The 19263-nt window shown below is 38.5% G+C and carries 20 protein-coding genes; all 20 read right to left on the bottom strand.

Going from position 1 to position 19263, the window contains the following annotated elements:
* Positions 1 to 85 precede the first annotated feature (85 nt).
* Complete coding sequence (locus JOC34_RS04370; RefSeq protein ID WP_275577673.1) at positions 86 to 2368, bottom strand: FtsK/SpoIIIE family DNA translocase; 2283 nt, start codon at positions 2366 to 2368, stop codon at positions 86 to 88.
* A gap of 126 nt (positions 2369 to 2494) precedes the next feature.
* Positions 2495 to 2704 carry a YlzJ-like family protein gene (locus tag JOC34_RS04375; protein WP_205135485.1) on the bottom strand — a complete coding sequence of 70 codons (210 nt, stop codon included), beginning with the start codon at positions 2702 to 2704 and terminating at the stop codon, positions 2495 to 2497.
* Positions 2701 to 3432: a ClpP family protease gene (locus tag JOC34_RS04380; RefSeq protein WP_205135486.1), complete on the bottom strand. Its 732-nt coding sequence runs from the start codon at positions 3430 to 3432 to the stop codon at positions 2701 to 2703. Before JOC34_RS04380 ends, JOC34_RS04375 begins: the two co-directional genes overlap by 4 nt.
* Positions 3433 to 3587: 155 nt before the next feature.
* Positions 3588 to 4454, bottom strand: coding sequence for a 4-hydroxy-tetrahydrodipicolinate synthase (gene dapA, locus JOC34_RS04385; RefSeq protein ID WP_205135487.1), 867 nt, complete (start codon positions 4452 to 4454; stop codon positions 3588 to 3590).
* 77 nt (positions 4455 to 4531) lie between these two features.
* Positions 4532 to 5755, bottom strand: coding sequence for an aspartate kinase (gene dapG, locus JOC34_RS04390; RefSeq protein WP_205135488.1), 1224 nt, complete (start codon positions 5753 to 5755; stop codon positions 4532 to 4534).
* Between the two features lie 27 nt (positions 5756 to 5782).
* Positions 5783 to 6829 (bottom strand): aspartate-semialdehyde dehydrogenase, encoded by a 1047-nt coding sequence (gene asd, locus JOC34_RS04395; protein WP_205135489.1) that lies wholly within the window; start codon positions 6827 to 6829, stop codon positions 5783 to 5785.
* 64 nt (positions 6830 to 6893) lie between these two features.
* A complete protein-coding gene (dpaB, locus tag JOC34_RS04400) occupies positions 6894 to 7484 on the bottom strand; it encodes a dipicolinate synthase subunit B (protein ID WP_205135490.1) in 591 nt (196 codons plus the stop codon).
* Between the two features lies 1 nt (position 7485).
* The gene (dpaA, locus tag JOC34_RS04405) at positions 7486 to 8367 is read right to left on the bottom strand and encodes a dipicolinic acid synthetase subunit A (protein ID WP_205135491.1); all 882 of its coding nucleotides are present in this window, start codon (positions 8365 to 8367) and stop codon (positions 7486 to 7488) included.
* 137 nt (positions 8368 to 8504) lie between these two features.
* On the bottom strand, positions 8505 to 8747 hold the full coding sequence (locus JOC34_RS04410; RefSeq protein ID WP_205135492.1) for a YlmC/YmxH family sporulation protein: 243 nt from the start codon (positions 8745 to 8747) through the stop codon (positions 8505 to 8507).
* 71 nt (positions 8748 to 8818) lie between these two features.
* Complete coding sequence (locus tag JOC34_RS04415; protein WP_205135493.1) at positions 8819 to 10042, bottom strand: M16 family metallopeptidase; 1224 nt, start codon at positions 10040 to 10042, stop codon at positions 8819 to 8821.
* Between the two features lie 188 nt (positions 10043 to 10230).
* Positions 10231 to 11175 (bottom strand): polysaccharide deacetylase family protein, encoded by a 945-nt coding sequence (locus JOC34_RS04420; protein WP_205135494.1) that lies wholly within the window; start codon positions 11173 to 11175, stop codon positions 10231 to 10233.
* 106 nt (positions 11176 to 11281) lie between these two features.
* Positions 11282 to 13396 (bottom strand): polyribonucleotide nucleotidyltransferase, encoded by a 2115-nt coding sequence (pnp, locus tag JOC34_RS04425; RefSeq protein ID WP_205135495.1) that lies wholly within the window; start codon positions 13394 to 13396, stop codon positions 11282 to 11284.
* Between the two features lie 131 nt (positions 13397 to 13527).
* Positions 13528 to 13797, bottom strand: coding sequence for a 30S ribosomal protein S15 (rpsO, locus tag JOC34_RS04430; protein WP_205135496.1), 270 nt, complete (start codon positions 13795 to 13797; stop codon positions 13528 to 13530).
* A 127-nt stretch (positions 13798 to 13924) separates the two neighbouring features.
* Positions 13925 to 14869 carry a riboflavin biosynthesis protein RibF gene (gene ribF, locus JOC34_RS04435; protein ID WP_205135497.1) on the bottom strand — a complete coding sequence of 315 codons (945 nt, stop codon included), beginning with the start codon at positions 14867 to 14869 and terminating at the stop codon, positions 13925 to 13927.
* A gap of 18 nt (positions 14870 to 14887) precedes the next feature.
* On the bottom strand, positions 14888 to 15784 hold the full coding sequence (gene truB / locus JOC34_RS04440) for a tRNA pseudouridine(55) synthase TruB (RefSeq protein WP_205135498.1): 897 nt from the start codon (positions 15782 to 15784) through the stop codon (positions 14888 to 14890).
* A gap of 83 nt (positions 15785 to 15867) precedes the next feature.
* A complete protein-coding gene (gene rbfA / locus JOC34_RS04445; protein WP_205135499.1) occupies positions 15868 to 16212 on the bottom strand; it encodes a 30S ribosome-binding factor RbfA in 345 nt (114 codons plus the stop codon).
* A 39-nt stretch (positions 16213 to 16251) separates the two neighbouring features.
* Positions 16252 to 16530 carry a DUF503 domain-containing protein gene (locus JOC34_RS04450; protein ID WP_205135500.1) on the bottom strand — a complete coding sequence of 93 codons (279 nt, stop codon included), beginning with the start codon at positions 16528 to 16530 and terminating at the stop codon, positions 16252 to 16254.
* Entirely contained in the window at positions 16527 to 18668 is a 2142-nt protein-coding gene (gene infB / locus JOC34_RS04455) for a translation initiation factor IF-2 (protein WP_205135501.1), read from the bottom strand. The genes JOC34_RS04450 and infB overlap by 4 nt, the downstream gene beginning before the upstream one ends.
* Before the next feature lie 20 nt (positions 18669 to 18688).
* The gene (locus tag JOC34_RS04460) at positions 18689 to 18988 is read right to left on the bottom strand and encodes a YlxQ family RNA-binding protein (RefSeq protein ID WP_205135502.1); all 300 of its coding nucleotides are present in this window, start codon (positions 18986 to 18988) and stop codon (positions 18689 to 18691) included.
* Positions 18978 to 19259: an RNase P modulator RnpM gene (gene rnpM / locus JOC34_RS04465; protein ID WP_205135503.1), complete on the bottom strand. Its 282-nt coding sequence runs from the start codon at positions 19257 to 19259 to the stop codon at positions 18978 to 18980. Before rnpM ends, JOC34_RS04460 begins: the two co-directional genes overlap by 11 nt.
* Positions 19260 to 19263: the final 4 nt, after the last annotated feature.

Below are 19263 nucleotides of genomic sequence, written 5' to 3' on the forward strand. Positions count from 1 at the left end.
TGCGACAAATATTTCCTGTCTGCTAAAAAAAACAGCACATCCCAAATGAGCTTTCTTTTTGAAATGTACTGCTTTGTTTATGAAATTAAGATGTTATCTCTTCATTTGTTTGACCAACAAGCACGGTTCTTGGCTTACTTCCTTCGTAGGGACCGACAATTCCCCTATCTTCCATCGCGTCTATTAAACGTGCTGCACGTGTATAGCCAATTCTGAACCTCCGTTGCAGCATGGAAACACTTGCAGTTTGCCTTTCTGTTATGAGCTGAACAGCATCGTTATATAATTCATCATCCACGTCTTCTGTAACTTCATTCGTATCCTCGGGTATCATTTCTTCCTGATAGGACGCTTTTTGTTGATCTATACAATGATCCACAATCCGCTCTACTTCTTCATCAGATAGGAAAGCCCCTTGTACACGTGTCGGTTTGGAATTTCCAACAGGCATAAACAACATATCTCCTCGCCCTAGTAATTTCTCGGCACCACCGGAGTCCAAAATGGTTCTTGAATCGGTAGCAGAAGAGACACTAAAAGCAATTCGGGATGGAATATTTGCTTTAATGACGCCTGTAATAACATCGACGGACGGACGTTGTGTTGCAATGATTAGATGAATTCCAGCTGCACGAGCCATCTGAGCAAGTCTCGTAATAGAGTCCTCAACATCACCAGAAGCTACCATCATCAAATCTGCCAATTCATCAACAAGAACAACGATATATGGCAGATTAGGCTGCACATCTTCCGGTTCAGTAGTTTGATTATATTTTCGAATATATTCATTATATCCTTCTATGTTTCGCGTTCCAGTATCTGAAAAGAGTTCATATCTTCGCTCCATCTCTGAAACTACCTTTTTCAAAGCTCTTGATGCTTTTTTAGGATCGGTTACGACAGGAGCTAGTAAATGTGGTATCCCATTATAAACGTTTAGCTCTACTTTTTTAGGGTCAATCATCATCATTTTTACCTCGTGCGGTTTTGTACGCATTAAGATAGTTGTAATGATACCATTGACACATACACTCTTACCACTTCCGGTTGCACCAGCAATGAGCAGATGTGGCATTTTATTTAACTCTGCCATAACAGCATCCCCAGAAATATCTCTACCCAGAGCGAATAATAGTTTGGAAGTTTGTTTATTCCAAGTACTATCCAGCACCTCTCGCAAAGATACCATCGCAATTTCCTGATTAGGAACCTCTATTCCGACCGCGGACTTACCGGGTATTGGAGCTTCAATTCTAATATCTTTGGCTGCAAGTGCCAGTGCTAAATCATCGTGTAGACTAACGATCTTACTTACCTTTACCCCAGCTTCCGGATATACTTCATATTTCGTAACAGCGGGGCCCACGTGTACTTTTGTCACGCGTGCTTTCACACCAAAGCTAACAAAGGTACTTTCCAGTTTTCTAACCGTTGCTTGGATTTTGGATTTTTCCTGATGCTGCGAGTTGTGTGCCGGTTCAGCCAGTAAATTTGGTGAAGGCAATTCATATTCATAATTCTCTACTTCTGTCATTGGCATGTCTTTCAAACTACTATCTTCCAGATCCTCTAATTCTTCGTCAGGCACATTTTCTGGTGCCACCGCTTGCTTGTCTGTTTGCTTTTCCACAGATGCATAAGCAACATCTGTAAAGTCCTGAATAACTGGCTCCTCGTATACGATATCATCAACCACCTGCTCAGGTACCAGTTGTTTTTCCTCTTTGCGATTATTTCTTTCTTCTTTTGCAGTCTGTCGTTTGATTTTAACACGCTGAAATCCCTGTTTGCATTTTCCTCCTATTTTTGCGAAGAAATCACCTAACGAAAACTCTGTCATAAAGATGATCCCAATAATAATAGAAAAAACGGAAACTATTTTTGCACCCGCAAGTGAAAATAGATAGTAGCAAAATGCGAATAATATCGCTCCAATCAAACCTCCACCTGTCTGGAGAGCAGTAGCCTGTCCTTTTATATATAAGAAGAAATTATTCCACGTTTCTTTTAGAATGGATACGTCACTAGAAATTAGCAGTACCTTCTCCATGCTTTGAATATGGGTTAGAAGCAGTACGCCAACAAATAGAATATAAAACCCGATTATTTTCTTATTGGAAAAATCAGGATAACGTCTCTTGATAAGTAAAATGACTCCCGTAACAAGTAAAAATACCGATGCCACGAAATACCAGATTCCTAAGAAGAAACGAAAGAATTGCTCGAGACCACCCGGTATTGCACCATCACTGATCGCACTCGCACCACTACCAAATATAGCTAAAAATATAAATAATAACCCTAACAGCTCAAATTTCACTTGTTTTTTCAGTTTATTACTTTTACGCTTTTTTCTTTTCTTGGCCAATTTCTCACCTCTTTTGCTCGGAAGGTTATACATGAATAGTAAACCCCTGCCTCATAATTGGCAAGGGGTTATGTCTTACATAGTTACTTACATTATACCACAAAATCATCGATAACATGATAGGCATCAACGTGTAAAAAAGGTGCCAGGCTGATACGTTTCTTTTAGATAATCCTGTGGATCCGTCGATAGCAGTTGTAATAATTGATAGGAGCCATCCGTAGTCTGTTCTACATATAACGACCGTCCTTCATGCGTGATAAATCTCCTTTTGGCATATTCTTCCGGATCTATGGGATAAATATCTGCTTCTGATAATGGTGTATATAAAATCATTGTATCACCGGGCTCTGTCTGTCATTATCATGAAGTAATTCCTTCATCTTTTGCATCGCTTCTTTCACGCCACCAACAGCATCGATCAAGCCATATTCAACCGCGTCCGATCCTATCACATTCGTCCCAATATCCCTTGTTAAATTTCCTTTTGCAAACATTAGTTCTTTAAACTTTTCTTCTTTAATATTCGAGTGGTTAACAACAAAATTAATCACTCGATCCTGCATTTTATCTAAGTATTCAAAGGTTTGCGGTACGCCGATCACCATCCCTGTTAGTCGAACAGGATGTATCGTCATGGTTGCTGTAGGTGTAATAAAAGAAAACTTAGTTGCAACAGCAATTGGTACACCGATCGAGTGCCCACCTCCTAATACAATTGAAACGGTAGGTTTTGAAATGGATGCTATCATTTCAGATAAAGCTAACCCCGCTTCAACATCACCACCTACTGTATTTAACAAGATAATGACACCTTCAATTTTTGGATTTTGTTCAATCGCAATTAATTGTGGAAGCATATGTTCATACTTTGTTGTCTTATTTTGTGGTGGAAGCTGAATATGCCCCTCAATTTGACCAATAATAGAAAGGACATGAATATTTGAATCTGGTGCCTGTGGAATGGTCGATTGACCTAATTGTTGAATCTTTTCTACAATTTCAGATGAACTCGATTCCTCTTCAGGGTTTTGCGTTTCTTTTTTTTCACTTTCATTTTTCATAACGGACACTCCTTCTTTGTTGCACATACTTATTAGTAGTATGAACGAAAAGGAGTAGTAACATGCATAAGAAAATACCGGCTAAGATGCCGGTATTATTTGAAAGTAAATAATTAAAAAGCCAAGCTGTATAATGCTGCATTACAGGTTCAGTTTTATTGATCTATTAACTGTTTTAATTCTTTTTCTTCCTGTTCTTTAAGTGGCACCAATGGTAAACGTACACCACCGGTTTCGATACCTTTCATTTGTAATGCCGCTTTTACCGGGGTTGGTGATGGCGAGGTAAATAACCCTTTCATAATCGGCAACAACTTCCGATGGGTTGCTGCTGCTTGCTTTACCTTCCCTTGCATAAAGTGCTGCACCATTTCATTCATTTCATTACCGATAACATGCGAAGCAACAGAAACAACGCCATCTGCCCCAAGTGCTAACATCGGCAATGTTGCCCCATCATCACCACTATATACACTAAAGTCTTCATTCGTGCTTTCAATAATATCCGAAACTTGATCCAGATCACCACTGGCTTCTTTTACAGAAACGATGTTCTTTATCTTGCTCAAGCGAATAACGGTTTCGGCAGACATATTCACAACAGAACGGCCGGGAATGTTATATAGCATCACCGGCAATGCAGTTACATCTGCAATGGCTGAGAAGTGTGCATATAATCCCCGCTGGTCCGGTTTATTATAGTACGGTGTTACAAGCATGATCGCATCAACGCCAATCGCTTCAGCTTCCTTAGTTAGCGCAATGGATGCTGCTGTATCATTGCTGCCAGTTCCCGCGATAACAGGCACACGGTTATTTACCACTTTTACAACATGTTTGAATAGCGTGAGCTTTTCTTCTGTTGAAATTGTTGGCGATTCTCCGGTAGTTCCTGCAATTACTAATCCCTCGGTCCCGTTCTCTAATAAATATTCCACTAAAACGGTTGTTTGTTCTAAATCAATATTTCCCTTGCTATCAAATGGTGTTACCATTGCCGTTAGTACTTGACCAAAATTCATGAGGTTTCACCTTTCTTCTGATGAAGACAGAAGGTGTCACTACGAATAGCGACAGCATAAGTCTTCAAATTAACAATTTAATTCAATTGATTTCCATTACTTAACTCAAATACATCATGCAACGCATTTATTGCCAGTTTTAAATCTTTATCATGTATGAGTACCCAGATTGTTGTATGACTGTCTGCCGATTGCAGTATTTGAACACCTGCGTTGGTTAAGGCTCCGACGATTCTGGAAGCTACACCAGGAACACCAGTCATTCCTGCACCAACTGCTGAAACCTTTGCACAGTTTTTGGTAATCTCCGGGTGAAAACCTAACGTTTCTAAAATCTTTACCGCCTTGTCGGTAAAAACATCTGGTACAGTGTATATTACCCCGGTCGGAGAGATATTAATAAAGTCGACTGAAATTCCAGCCTCGGCCATCGCCTTAAATACTTCGGATTGCATTCGATAGGCTTCTTCTTTTGTCTGTACCTTGATCTGTGTAATGGATGCCATATGCGCAATACCAGTAATCAATCGTTCCGTGATGTCCATCCCCTGCACCCTGGACGAGGTAACCAATGTGCCACCATCCTGTGCATAAGTAGATCTGACACGCATCGGTATTTTAGCCTGCATGGCGATCTCCACTGCACGCGGGTGAACGACCTTCGCTCCCTGGTAAGCCAAATTACAAATTTCTGTATAAGTTACAACATCCAGTGGACGGGCTGTCTCCACAAACCTTGGATCGGCAGTCATGATTCCATTCACATCTGTAAAAATTTCGATTCGTTCAGCCTGTAATGCAGCACCCAGTGCGGCTGCACTTGTATCACTTCCACCACGGCCAATCGTCGTTATTTCACCGGATTCCGTTTGTCCTTGAAATCCGGCAACCACGACAACATCATTGTGTTCAAATTCCCGTAGAATTCTCTCGGGTTTAACGGCTTTAATTTTTGCTTGATTAAAATCTTCGGAAGTAACAAAGCCTGCCTGTGCACCTGTAAGTGCAGTTGCATCAATATGATTTTTTTGCAGTTCATTTGATAAGACAACAGACGATATAATTTCTCCACAAGACATCAGCAAATCCAGTTCGCGATTTGCATTTTTGTTTGCGGGAAAATCAACCAGATTTAGTAACGTATCTGTTGCATATGGATCCGGGCCTCTACCTAATGCAGATACAACAACAACAAGTTTATATTCTTTCACTAGTGCATCTTTAATATGTTTAATAACGTGCTCTCTATTTTCTTCTGATTGTACAGAAGTTCCACCAAATTTTTGTACTAATATCTGCATGATTACACCTCTTACTATAAAGTTCGATTATCGCCAATAATTTTCAATTAAAGATTCCGCAATCTGAACGGTATTCCATGCAGCGCCTTTGATCAGATTATCCGATACTACCCACATGTGAAATCCTTTATCATAATCCAGATCTTTCCGCACACGACCGACAAATACATCTGTTTTATTTGCAGCACTTAACGGTGTCGGGTATGTCTGTGTGTCCGGATTATCTTCTAATACGACTCCCTCTGCACCTTCTATTACTTCCCAAATATCTGCTACGTTTAAACCTTCTTTTTCGATTTCCACATAAATACTTTCAGCATGCGATGTGAAAACAGGTAATCGTACACAAGTTGCTGCGACTGAGAGTGACGGTGCATGCATAATCTTTTTCGTTTCATTAATCATTTTCATTTCTTCAAGCGTATAGCCGTTTTCATGAAAAGTATCGATTTGCGGAAGTGCATTAAATGCAATCGGATAATGTTTCTGATCCCCTTTTACTGGTAATAACTCAGCTGTCATTTCTTCTTTATTTAAATGTTGCTGGGTTTGATTTTCCAATTCGTCACATGCTTCAAGACCTGATCCAGATACGGCTTGATAAGTTGATACAACGATACGACTGAGACCAAACGCTTCTTGAAGTGGCTTTAAAGCGGCAACCATTTGAATGGTTGAACAGTTTGGATTTGCAATAATACCTTGGTGTTTTTCGATATCTTCTTTATTCACCTCAGGGACAATAAGTGGTACATTGTCATCCATGCGATATGCACTCGTATTGTCGATTACAACAGCACCACGTTTTACTGCTTCCGGCGCCAATTGTTTAGAGACAGAGCCTCCAGCAGAAAATAATGCAATATCTACCCCTTCAAAACTCTCTGGCGAGGCCTTTTCTAGTGTCAATGTTTGATTTTTAAATGAAATCGTTTTTCCTGCTGATCTTTCAGAGGATAACACTTTTAACTCATTTATCGGGAAATCTTTCTCTGCTAATATATCGATAATCTTTTGTCCTACTGCACCCGTTGCTCCAACTATTGCTAGATTATAAGCGGTTTTTACTGTCATTTATATGACTCCCTTCACAATGTCTAACGCTTAACTACCTACTAGTCTACTATTTTATCATATTCTAATCAATATGCGGAATGATAACCGGTTGGATTTGTTCATTTAGTAATGCTTGCTCTACTGTATCAACCAAATAATTCATATCTGAGACCAGTGAATTCGGCTTCTTATACGGATCATCTTGACCATAAGGAATAAAATAAATATATTTACTAGCCATTAATCGCATTAAATTAACCCCATTTAAACCAAGTGCATCATTTGTAGCAATTCCTAAAACAACTGGATGCTGATTTCTCATTGTAGCCTTCGCTGCCATTAAAACTGGAGAATCTGTTTGCGCGTTCGCCATTTTGCTTAATGTATTTCCTGTTAATGGCGCAATCACCATACAATCGAGGGGGGCAGCCGGACCTAGTGGTTCTGCGTCAGGCATCGTTGTTATTACACGTTTTCCCGTAATCTCTTCAATCCTTTTAATGTGGTCATCAGCTTTACCGAACTTCGTATCCGTTGATCGGACTGTATAGGTCACAACTGGAACAACTTCGGCTTTCTCCTCCATTAATCTTTCTAATTGCGGGAAAATCTGACTATACGTACAATGTGACCCCGTAATACCAAAACCAATTCGTTTACCTGCTAAAGACATACTAATCCCCTACCCTTTCATTTAAAAATTGTTTAATGACGTCGGCCAATATTTTACCAGCCGTTTTAGGTGCTACAATTCCCGGTAAACTTTTAGCTAAAATTGCTTGAATACCACGCTGCTGAGCGTAATCAAAATCCGTGCCGCCAGGAATCGACGCTAAATCAATAATTAATGCATGTGACTGTAGCGCTTGAATTGCTTCTCGATTGATTACTGGTGAGGGAATGGTATTAATTAATAAATCACATTGATCGGTATACTTAGCGAGTTTGGATAAAGGAATCGCTGTCAGCCCCATTTCCGTAATTCTAGCTAAATCTCCAATACTGCTTGCACTTACAGATACTTTGGCACCAAGCGCAGAGAATTTGTTCGCCACCGTATTGCCAACTCTCCCAAATCCGGTCACAATAACACGTGACGCATGGATTGTATAATCGGTATGCTCGATTGCCATCATGATGGTTCCTTCTGCTGTCGGGATAGAATTATAAATGGCAACGTCGTCCCTGTTTAATAAAGGTATTAGCGGAATATTCGCCTCCGCTGTGGCACTGGTCAAATAATCATTTGTGTTGCCCGTGAAAACCAATGTTGATTTGGGTAAATGCTGAAACCATTTTTTACTTATTTGAATCGGCTGATCTGAAAAGACGGTTTCCACATTTCCTTCCCCATCTGTGCCTGTAATTGGTAAAACAACGGCATCTAATTGTTCCAATTCCAAATCATCAAAGTCAGTTTGCGTCAGACCAGTGAAGCCTTGCTCTAATTTATCAAAGCCTACTAGCGTAATTCTCGTATTTGGTAAAGATTGCAGCTGCCGGATTAATTCCAGGTAACGTCCGTCACCACCAATTACTGCAATGGATTGATTCATATTTGTAAACACCCTCCAAACATCACGCTAAATTGATTTCCATATAGCTTATGAATTAATAGGGCGGGGGTGCTAGGTCGTTTTTAAAAAGAACGTAAAAAGGCTAGTATTACAAAAAGTAATACTAGCCTACTACATTATTCAAAGCTATCTGACTCAACGATAATCATATCTTCGCCGATCTTTTTAATCGAACGCCAGCGAATTTTTGTTTCCTCGCCTTCCTTAACAAGGCCAAACCACTTATAGTTCGGTATAACAAAAGCTTCAATGTGACCTGTTTTTTCATTTATTTCGAGATCAGTTTGCCCCAGTATACCTAATCTGGATCCGTGAACCACATCGACAATTTCTTTACCGCTCATTTCTTTGTAGCGCACAAAATCTCTCCTTCATCTTATCAGTTACTTTAATATATGCGAGAATAAATAACCTATGTTGATTCCATAGGTTATTTCGAAGGTTTTGGCGCAATTAATGCTTCAGAGGGCGATTGCTTAAATAAATCCTCAATGATCTGCTTTATAGATTCGTGACTTACTGCATCAATTTCCTGAACCATATCATCTAATGTACGATGACTTTGCAGTAGCAATTCATTTCTTCCATTACGACTCATTCGACTACTCGTACTTTCCAGACTAAGCATTAAGTTTCCTTTAAGCTGTTCCTTGCTGTTGGTTAATTCTTTATTGGTCAAACCATCCTGAATCATTGTTTCCACTGTTTGGTTGATTGTATCTTTTAATAATGGCAATTGATCTTTACCTGTACCAGCATAAATCGTCAATAACCCATTATCAAGAAAGGATGAATGATAAGAGAAAACAGAATAAGCTAGTCCTTGTTTCTCTCGAATTTCCTGAAACAGTCTTGAACTCATACTTCCACCAAGTACGTTATTCATGATAATTAGGCTGTAAATATTTTCATCCCCAACAGCTAAACCGTTATAACCAAGACATAAATGTGCCTGTTCAGTATCTTTGTTACGCTCAATCGAGTGATTAAAGAAAGTTGGTTTTACAATTTCTAAATTTTTATGATCGGATGTAAACGTGCCGAAATAACCATCAATATCATTAATAAACGATTCATCTACATTTCCTGCGACAGATACAACAACGTTATCCGGTGTGTATCGTGCATTAATATAGTTCCTTAGAGTTTCCGGTGTAAAGGTTTTTAAATGCGTTTCTGTTCCCAGAATTGGGTATCCTAAGGGATGGTCTCCGTAGGATGCACTTGCTAATAAATCATGAACAATATCGTCTGGGGTATCTTCATACATTTTAATTTCTTCATATACAACTTTCTTTTCCCGTTCCATTTCTGCTTCATCAAAAGAAGAATTAAAAAACATATCCGCTAAGATTTCCAATGCATACGCTTTGTGTGTATCCAGCACTTTCGCATAAAAACAAGTATATTCCTTGGATGTGAATGCGTTGACCTGACCACCAATTGAATCGAACGCTTCGGCTATATCCTGTGCACTTCTCGTGTTTGTTCCTTTAAAAAACATATGTTCCAAAAAGTGGGAGATGCCATTATTCTCTTCTGTTTCATTTCTTGATCCAGTTAAAACCCAAATCCCGATTGTTACGGATCGAACCGCCGGAATATTTTCCAATACAATGCGAAGACCATTCTTACTTGTGTGTTTTTCTATCAATGTTATTCCTCCTTGGTGATCAGAAGATGTTTACCACCTATCCTCTAGGTCCTCTGAACAACTTCTTATAAACTAAAATGGACCGATTAGCAAAAAAGCTAACCAGTCCTTCATCATCATTTCATTCTGACATCGGTTAGATTAAAGATCCTACATCAGGATATGTATACTGCACACTCCATTTGTCGTTATCTTTCTTCATTTAATAATGATTCAATCGTACCAATTTGATAATCTTTCGCTTTTATATCCTTAATTAAAGCATCTAAGCCTTTTGCTATAGGTGGGGTTGGATGCATTAGGATTGTCGCACCACCATGTAATTTACCATTAACTCGGTTTAGCATAACAGAAACAGATGGATTTTTCCAATCTATTGTATCTACTGTCCATAAGATAGTTTCCATATTCATATCATGTGCAGCTTTAACAACTTCATCCGTATAACTTCCGCTTGGTGGTGCAAACCATTTTGTTTTTTTCCCAGTGATAGCTTTCAGGATTTCATTCGTTTGACTAATTTGTTCTGCATTTTCCTGATAAGAAAGTCTGGCCATGTTCGGATGATTGTAAGCGTGGTTCCCGATAATATGTCCCTGTTCGTCTATCATTTTTACATACTCAGCATTTCCCTTCGCCCACTTACCTTCTATAAAAAAGGTCGCTTTAACTTTATTTTCCTTTAATGTCTCTAATATTTTCGGAATGTTTTCCGTTCCCCAAGACACATTAATTAAAAGAGAAACCATTTTTTTATCTGGATGACCACGAAATATCGGTGAAGCAGGTAATTCATTTAAATTCACTTCTGGCGTGACTTGATCATAAACAAGTAGTGACTGATTAAATACGCCATCCTTTTTCATCCTTTGATATGACTTTTCTATATTCACTTTGATACCATTTCGTCCAGGTGTCTTTTTCCACACCCGATCAATAACAGCATTTTGGGGCGCTTCAGCATACGTACTGCTTTTCTCTTGAATTTCTTTATATAAAACATCCTCCGGTTTTGTTACAGTTGATATCGATTGGATATCGTTTGTAGCGAAAGGATTATAGTCGGTATTAAAAGCGATAGCAACAATAATGACAAAAACAATCAGGTTCACATACTTCATATACTTACTCATCACAACGCCCCCTCTCATTCATTATTATGAGCAAGGGGGACAAGGTATGTATAATAATAATAAATAAAAAAAGAAACTGGTTAGCCAGCTTCTTGTTTCATTGCGATTATTTCTGTGCCTGTTCTTTTCTTTCTCTTTCCTCTTTTAATACTGCTCTACGGGAAAGATTCACACGACCCTGGTGATCTATTTCTTTTACTTTAACCATGATTTGATCACCTATGGTAACAGCATCTTCCACTTTATTTGTCCGTTCTTCAGCTAATTCCGAAATATGAACCAAGCCATCTTTTCCTTTAAACAGTTCTACAAACGCTCCGAACTTTTCAATTCGTTTAACTGTTCCCAGATACATCTCGCCTACTTCAACTTCTCTTACAAGATCTTCAATAATCTTCTTAGCCTGTTCATTCATTGCAGACTCTGTCGATGAGATGAACACACCACCATCTTGCTCAATATCAATTTTTACACCAGTTTCTTCAATAATCTTATTGATCTGTTTACCGCTTGGTCCAATGACATCACGGATTTTTTCTGGTTTAATTTTCATTGTGAGTATTTTCGGTGCGTATTCAGAAAGCTCCGATTTAGGCTTATTAATCGTTTCAAGCATGGATTCTAAAATATGCATACGACCTGATTTAGCCTGGCTCATTGATTCTTCTAGGATTTCTTTAGATAAACCGTCAATTTTAATATCCATTTGCAGGGCTGTAATACCTTTGGCTGTTCCCGCAACTTTAAAGTCCATATCGCCAAGCGCATCTTCCATCCCTTGAATATCTGTTAATATAGAATAGTTTTCTCCAGATTTCATTAGACCCATTGCAATTCCTGCTACAGGCGCTGTAATTGGTACACCTGCATCCATCATCGCCAACGTACTTGCACAAATACTTGCTTGTGAAGAGGATCCATTTGATTCCAATACTTCAGAAACAAGGCGAATTGTATATGGAAAATCAACATCAGACGGAATCACTTTCTCAAGTGCACGTTCACCTAACGCACCATGTCCAATTTCTCTTCGACCTGGTCCTCTAATTGGTCCAGTCTCTCCTACACTATATTGCGGGAAATTATAATGATGCATAAACCGTTTCGTTTCTTCCAAATCCAATCCATCTAAAATTTGCACATCACCTAATGCTCCAAGTGTACATATGCTTAATGCTTGGGTTTGTCCACGTGTGAACAGTCCTGAACCATGTGTTCTTGGTAGCACCTTCACCCGGGATGCCAATGGACGGATTTCATCAATTTTACGACCATCAGGACGTACTTTCTCATCCGTAATGAGGCGGCGTACTTCATCTTTCACCATTTTATCTAGGATCGATTTTACTTGTTTTACTACATCTTCTTCCTCTTCAGCATATGTTGCAAGCACTTCGTCTTTTACAGTGCTGATCGCTTCTTCTCTCGCATGCTTTTCAAACACTTGGATCGCTGCGACTAATTTATCCTTTGCTTCAGATTCAACTTTAGCTGATAGTACCTCATCCAATTGAAACAAAGAAACAGGTGATTTTTCTACACCAACTGCTTTGATAATTTCTTCTTGAAATTCAACCAAACGAATAACTTCTTCATGTCCAAACATGATGGCATCAAGCATTACTTCTTCAGAAACTTCATCAGCTCCTGCTTCAACCATGTTAATCGCATCTTTCGTTCCGGCAACTGTTAGTTGAATATCACTTTTCTTTTCTTGTTCGACTGTCGGGTTAATAATAAACTCCCCGTCAACTCTACCGACATTTACACCTGCAATTGGTTCTGCAAATGGAATATCGGAAATGCTTAACGCAATGGAAGATCCGATCATAGCGGCAATTTCAGATGCACAATCCTGATCAACACTCATCACTGTACTAATTACTTGTACTTCATTTCTAAATCCATCTGGAAACAATGGGCGGATAGGACGATCAATTAATCGGGAAGACAAAATAGCTTTTTCACTTGGTCTTCCTTCGCGTTTGATAAATCCTCCAGGTATTTTTCCAACTGCATATAATCGTTCCTCATAATTAACAGTTAATGGGAAAAATGGTAAGTCTTTCGGTTGCTTTGATGCTGTTGCTGCAGCTAATACGGATGTGTCTCCGTAATGAACCATACACGCACCATTTGCTTGTTTTGCTAACTCTCCTACTTCGACAGTAAATGTATTACCGGCGATTTCAGTGGAGAAAGTTCGTTTTTCTTCTGACATATATTATAGTGCCCCTTTCAATAAACTTTCTAACTCTTATTTTATAGTTAATAAGCATAAATGTAAATTTTATGTAGTAAAATGTCTGCAAATAAGTGAAAAAAGCAGGATTTCTCCTGCTTTTAAAGTAACTATCGACGTAAACCAAGTTTTTTTATGAGATCGCGATAACGAATAATATCATTTTTACGTAGGTAGTTCAATAAATTACGACGTTTACCAACCATTTTGAAAAGACCTCTACGCGAATGGTGATCTTTTTTATGAACACGTAAATGTTCATTTAATGTAGTAATTTCTTCAGTAAGTACAGCAATCTGCACCTCTGGAGAACCAGTGTCGTTCTCATGAACTTTATGTTCATTAATAATTTCATTCTTACGTTCTTGTGTGATAGCCATCTGGCCCACCTCCTATTAATATGTTATATCCCCATTCCCCTAGCAAACGTCGGAGATACGATTTGCCAAGCGATGGTTTTACCTTTATAAGCTTAACCTTTTTCGTGGTAAATTGCAAGTACAGTAACTATTTATTCGTTGAAAAATAATGACGAATATCCTTCTCATCGTTTGCAATTTGTTCCACCAAGCTCTCAACATCATTAAATTTCAGTTCGTCACGTATATATTTATGCCATTCAACGAGTAACTCTTCACCATACAAATCATTGTTATAATCAAAAATATTCACTTCAAGCACCGGTTCGCTTAGTGATGAAGTAAATGTCGGTTTTAAGCCCAAGCTTGCCATTCCTTCATAGATTTCATTTTTATAGAGCACTTTAACTGCATAGACCCCTATTTTAGGCAATAATGCATCCGGATTTACTTTTAAATTAGCGGTTGGATACCCTAATGTCTTCCCCCGCTGATCTCCCTTTACAACAATACCATCCGTTATAAGTGGTCTACCCAGTAAATAATTTGTATAGTCAACATTTCCCGACTTAAGCAGTTCTCTTATTTTTGTTGAGCTTACTTTCTCCCCGTGATCCGTAACTTGATCAATGGTTGTATGAGTAAATGCCCCTTTTGCATCGTGTTCAATGGTTGTCATATTACCTGCACCTTTAAACCCATAGGTATAATCAAATCCGGCAATTAAATGTTTAATGTTTAAACCAATGATAAAATGATCAATAAACATTTCTGGAGAAAGTGAGGATAGTTCTTTATTAAATTTAATAATATACAGACGATCGACATTCATCCTTTGTAAAATATCCTGTTTTTCCCTAATTGGTGTAATATACTTGACGTGTTCTACACCTTTTTTTAATACAACAGATGGATGTGGATGGAATGTAATCACTGCGCTTTCCATCTTTTTTTGCCTTGCCTCTGTTACCGCAGTTTCAATTAGCTTTTGATGCCCTTTATGTACACCATCAAAAAAACCGATTGCACAAACTGTATGGGGTAATTCTTCCAATACCAATGAATGGGGATAAGTTAATTCAATCGTTCTCATATTCCTTCACCTACGCTTTTACCCCTGAAAAACACGAACAGGTTTTATTAGGTCCGGCTTTTCGGGATGTATTTGATATATTGCTAATAGTTCCTGATCACACAGGACGACAAACGGATTCTGCTTTACAATTTCCTTCGGTTTAGCCAGTTTTTGTCCATACAAAATCCTTTTTTTAGTGTCTTCATCAACATTCAGGCGATCCAAATGGTTCAGGCCTTTCATAATTGGTTCCAACAATTGCTTTTGCGTATTATTTTCAACTGCTGTCTCTATCATATCAAAAGTTACTGTATTTTTCTTTGTAAACGGTCCTGTTTGTGTACGTGTTAAATCAGACATATGGGCGGGATATCCTAACGTTTTACCCATATCCACACATAATGTTCGAATATATGTACCTTTTGAACAAACGACCTGCACACGAAAAGAATCATGCTTTTGTATTACTTGTGGCAATCTCGTAATTTCGTATATCGTGACTTGTCGTTTAGGACGTTCAACCGGTATGTTTTCCCGTGCATATTCATATAACTTTCTTCCGTTTACCTTTACAGCCGAATACATGGGGGGAACTTGTGTGATCGTACCCGTAAATGATTGTAGCATATTTTCAATATCTTCTTCAGTAGGGGGATTGGTTACTTCTACTTCTTCAATCGTTTTTCCGTATGCATCTTCGGTTTCAGTGGTTTTACCTAACATAACTTCTGCTTCATAAGTCTTTTTTGTATCGGTTAAATACGGCACAATTTTTGTTGCCTGTCCTATGCAGATTAATAGAACACCTTCTACTTCCGGATCAAGTGTGCCTGTATGTCCAACCTTTTTCGTTTTTAACAGTCTGCGAATAATCATGACACAATCATGCGATGTAAATCCTTTTGGCTTCCATAATGGTAGTATACCATCCATCCCAACACCTCCTATATATCACATTATTTATTTGAAAACGCACGGAAAAAATCTGACTCGTTAAAAAGCGAGTCAGATTCATATTATTCCTTATTTAAATCCCGTAATAACGTATCGATCCGATTCCCATATTCAAATGCTTCATCAATTTCAAACGTAATTTCCGGTGTTTTTCGCAAACGAATTCGTTGTCCAATTTCTGCACGGATAAATCCATTTGCTTTAGCAAGTCCCAAAAGTGACTCCTGTTTTTCCTGGTCATTGCCCAGTACCGAAATAAATACCTTTGCTTGCTGCAGATCTCCAGTTACCTCAACATCTGTAACAGTAACAAATCCCACTCTTGGATCTTTGATTTTACGAGTCAGGATATCGCCTAGCTCTTTTTGCATTTGAACTGCAACACGGTTTGCACGTAAGTCCGCCATTCTTATTCACCTCATTAACAATTCATCCGGAAGTGGAGTTTACAAGCGTTCTATATTCGTAATTGTACGTTCCAGTTCCGGAAGTGTATCAATTATACTTAATGCCTCTTGAATTATTTGTTCTGCATGGTTTCGTTCTGTTGAAATCGTAACAATTCCAATTTTAGTTCGTTGCCATAAATCATGATAATCCAATTCTGTTACTGCTACATTAAGGTCTTTTCTTAACTTCGCCATGAGACGTTTCATAATAGAACGCTTTTGTTTTAATGAATGTCCTTCATACATCATACACTCCAGTTCCGCATATATGATCATTTGCGCTCTATTTCTTCCATAACGAACGCTTCGATAACGTCACCTTCTTTAATGTCGTTAAAGTTTTTCACAGTGATTCCACACTCATAATTTTGTGCCACTTCTTTAACATCATCCTTGAAACGTTTTAAAGCAGCCAATTCGCCTTCAAATTGGACAACACCGTTTCTAATGACTCTTACACCAGCGTCACGTTTTATTTTACCATCTGTGACATAACTACCTGCAATGGTACCAATTTTAGATACTTTAAATGTTTCACGAACTTCTGCTTGACCGATAACTTTTTCCTCATATTCTGGATCAAGCATCCCTTTCATCGCTGATTCTATCTCTTCAATCGCGCTATAGATTACACGGTGTAGTCGGACATCTACTTTTTCAGATTCGGCAGCTTTCTTTGCATTTACATCCGGACGCACATTAAATCCGATAACAATTGCATTAGATGCAGAAGCTAATATAATATCTGATTCTGTAATAGCGCCCACGCCTGTATGAATGATTTTTATATTTACGCCTTCTACTTCAATCTTCTTAAGTGAAGAGGAAAGCGCCTCTGCAGACCCTTGTACATCCGCTTTAATAATAATATTGATTTCCTTCATTTCACCTTGCTTGATCTGTTCGAATAAATCATCCAGACTGACCTTTGTTTGTGAGCCACGGGATTCCAAAATATAATCCTGTTCACGAGCCTCTCCAATTTGTCGTGCTTTCTTTTCATTTGTAAATACAAGGAACTGATCCCCTGCTTGTGGAACACCACTTAAACCTGTAATTTCCACTGGAGTGGATGGTTTTGCTTCGTCCACGCGCTTACCCAGATCACTAACCATCGCACGTACTCGTCCATGTGTATTACCTACAACAAGCGAAGCACCAACCTTCAATGTACCGTTTTGGACTAATAATGATGCAACAGGTCCGCGACCTTTATCCAATCGTGCATCAATTACAGTACCAAATGCACTTGCATTCGGGTTTGCTTTTAATTCCTCTACTTCTGAAACAAGGAGAATCATTTCTAATAGATCATCAATACCCTCTCGCTTAATTGCTGATAAATTAACGAAAATCGTATCTCCTCCCCAGTCCTCGGGAATAAGTTCATGCTCTGTTAACTCCTGCATTACACGATCTGGATTAGCGGCCTCTTTATCCATTTTGTTCACCGCTACAATGATTGGTACTTCAGCAGCTTTAGCATGGTTAATAGCTTCAACTGTTTGTGGCATCACACCATCATCAGCAGCTACAACTAAGATTGCTATATCTGTGACTTGTGCACCCCGGGAGCGCATGCTTGTAAAAGCAGCATGTCCTGGTGTATCAAGAAATGTTATTTTTTTACCTTTATTTTCAACTTGGTATGCACCAATATGCTGTGTGATACCGCCTGCTTCAGCAGCAGTTACTTTTGTATCACGAATGGAATCAAGCAATGTTGTTTTACCGTGATCAACGTGTCCCATAATGGTTACAACAGCAGGTCTTTCAACTAAATTCGCTTCGTCTTCCTCTTGAATATATTTATCAAAATCTGTGTCTTCAAGAACGATTTCTTTTTCTACTTCTACATCATATTCAGCACAAATTAATTCGACAGCATCATCATCCAGATCCTGGTTTTTTGTAGCCATCGTCCCCATCATCATCAATTTTTTAATGAGTTCATTTGCACCTTTATTCAGCTTTTCTGCTAGTTCACTAACGGTTAATACACCATGATACGTGATATGTTTTGGTGTTTCTTTAATAACCGGTTGCTTAGGCATTTGATTGTTATTGTTACCTCTGCCTTTTCTACCCCTTTGGTTTTTATTCTTATACCGATCATTTTTTTGTTGGGGTTTATTTTGTTGTCCTTGATTCCTGGGATTGCTGTTGGGCTTTACTTTATTACCTTGTTGCTTATTTTTATTTCCTTCATTTTTAACAGTTTGTTGCGCTGGCTTTTTACTATCTGCTTGCTCACGGTCAGCGCTGAATTTTGTATCTAGTTTTGCTTTTGTATCATCTGAAATAGTCGACATATGATTCGACACTTCCACTTTCAGTTCTTTTAAATGATTAATTACTTCTTTACTTGACGTATTGTGTTGCTTCGCATATTCATATACACGCATTTTACTCATACGTTCACCCCCGAATTTGATTACCCGAGTAACGATTTAATCTTAGTAGCAAATCCTGCATCTAAAATAGCAATGGCTACTCTTTGGGATTTTCCGATAGCATGTGATAATGTTTCCTTATCATCTACTATTACAAATGGTATATCATAAAACTTACATTTGTCCGTTAGTTTCTTTCTTGTTTGTGGTCCAATATCACTTGCTATTAATACTAACTTTGCCTTTTGCTGTTGGATGTCCTTCACAATCGTTTCTTCACCCAATGCACATTTTCTTGCACGATAGGCAAGCCCTATCATATTCAAATAATTATTTTTCATGTTGTTTACCTTGTACCGTTTGTTTTAACGCTTCATAAATTGATGGATCAATCGTTGTGTTCAACTGCTGTCCCAGCGCATTTGTCTTTTCGGCTTTTGCAATGACGTCCAGGTCAGACGATACATAGGCCCCCCGGCCATTCTTTTTTCCGGTAGGATCGACAAATACATCCCCATCCTTATTCCGAACAACACGAATAAGGTCTTTCTTGGGTTTCATTTCATTTGTTATAACACATTTCCTCTGAGGTATCTTTCTATTTTGTACCATACGA

Origin of the sequence: Virgibacillus halotolerans (genome assembly GCF_016908515.1) — a bacterium.
Taxonomy (GTDB): domain Bacteria; phylum Bacillota; class Bacilli; order Bacillales; family Amphibacillaceae; genus Virgibacillus_M; species Virgibacillus_M halotolerans.

Excerpts from the sequence above, each read along its gene's own strand:
- dapG (WP_205135488.1), bottom strand. The coding sequence starts at position 5,755 with ATGCAGATATTAGTACAAAAATTTGGTGGAACTTCTGTACAATCAGAA.
- truB (WP_205135498.1), bottom strand. The coding sequence starts at position 15,784 with ATGGATGGTATACTACCATTATGGAAGCCAAAAGGATTTACATCGCAT.
- JOC34_RS04420 (WP_205135494.1), bottom strand. The coding sequence starts at position 11,175 with ATGAGTAAGTATATGAAGTATGTGAACCTGATTGTTTTTGTCATTATT.
- rnpM (WP_205135503.1), bottom strand. The coding sequence starts at position 19,259 with ATGGTACAAAATAGAAAGATACCTCAGAGGAAATGTGTTATAACAAAT.
- JOC34_RS04450 (WP_205135500.1), bottom strand. The coding sequence starts at position 16,530 with ATGATCATATATGCGGAACTGGAGTGTATGATGTATGAAGGACATTCA.
- dpaB (WP_205135490.1), bottom strand. The coding sequence starts at position 7,484 with ATGTCTTTAGCAGGTAAACGAATTGGTTTTGGTATTACGGGGTCACAT.
- rbfA (WP_205135499.1), bottom strand. The coding sequence starts at position 16,212 with ATGGCGGACTTACGTGCAAACCGTGTTGCAGTTCAAATGCAAAAAGAG.
- JOC34_RS04380 (WP_205135486.1), bottom strand. The coding sequence starts at position 3,432 with ATGAAAAATGAAAGTGAAAAAAAAGAAACGCAAAACCCTGAAGAGGAA.
- dpaA (WP_205135491.1), bottom strand. The coding sequence starts at position 8,367 with ATGAATCAATCCATTGCAGTAATTGGTGGTGACGGACGTTACCTGGAA.
- pnp (WP_205135495.1), bottom strand. The coding sequence starts at position 13,396 with ATGTCAGAAGAAAAACGAACTTTCTCCACTGAAATCGCCGGTAATACA.
- JOC34_RS04375 (WP_205135485.1), bottom strand. The coding sequence starts at position 2,704 with ATGATTTTATATACACCATTATCAGAAGCAGATATTTATCCCATAGAT.
- ribF (WP_205135497.1), bottom strand. The coding sequence starts at position 14,869 with ATGAGAACGATTGAATTAACTTATCCCCATTCATTGGTATTGGAAGAA.
- infB (WP_205135501.1), bottom strand. The coding sequence starts at position 18,668 with ATGAGTAAAATGCGTGTATATGAATATGCGAAGCAACACAATACGTCA.
- JOC34_RS04460 (WP_205135502.1), bottom strand. The coding sequence starts at position 18,988 with ATGAAAAATAATTATTTGAATATGATAGGGCTTGCCTATCGTGCAAGA.
- rpsO (WP_205135496.1), bottom strand. The coding sequence starts at position 13,797 with ATGGCTATCACACAAGAACGTAAGAATGAAATTATTAATGAACATAAA.
- dapA (WP_205135487.1), bottom strand. The coding sequence starts at position 4,454 with ATGAATTTTGGTCAAGTACTAACGGCAATGGTAACACCATTTGATAGC.
- asd (WP_205135489.1), bottom strand. The coding sequence starts at position 6,829 with ATGACAGTAAAAACCGCTTATAATCTAGCAATAGTTGGAGCAACGGGT.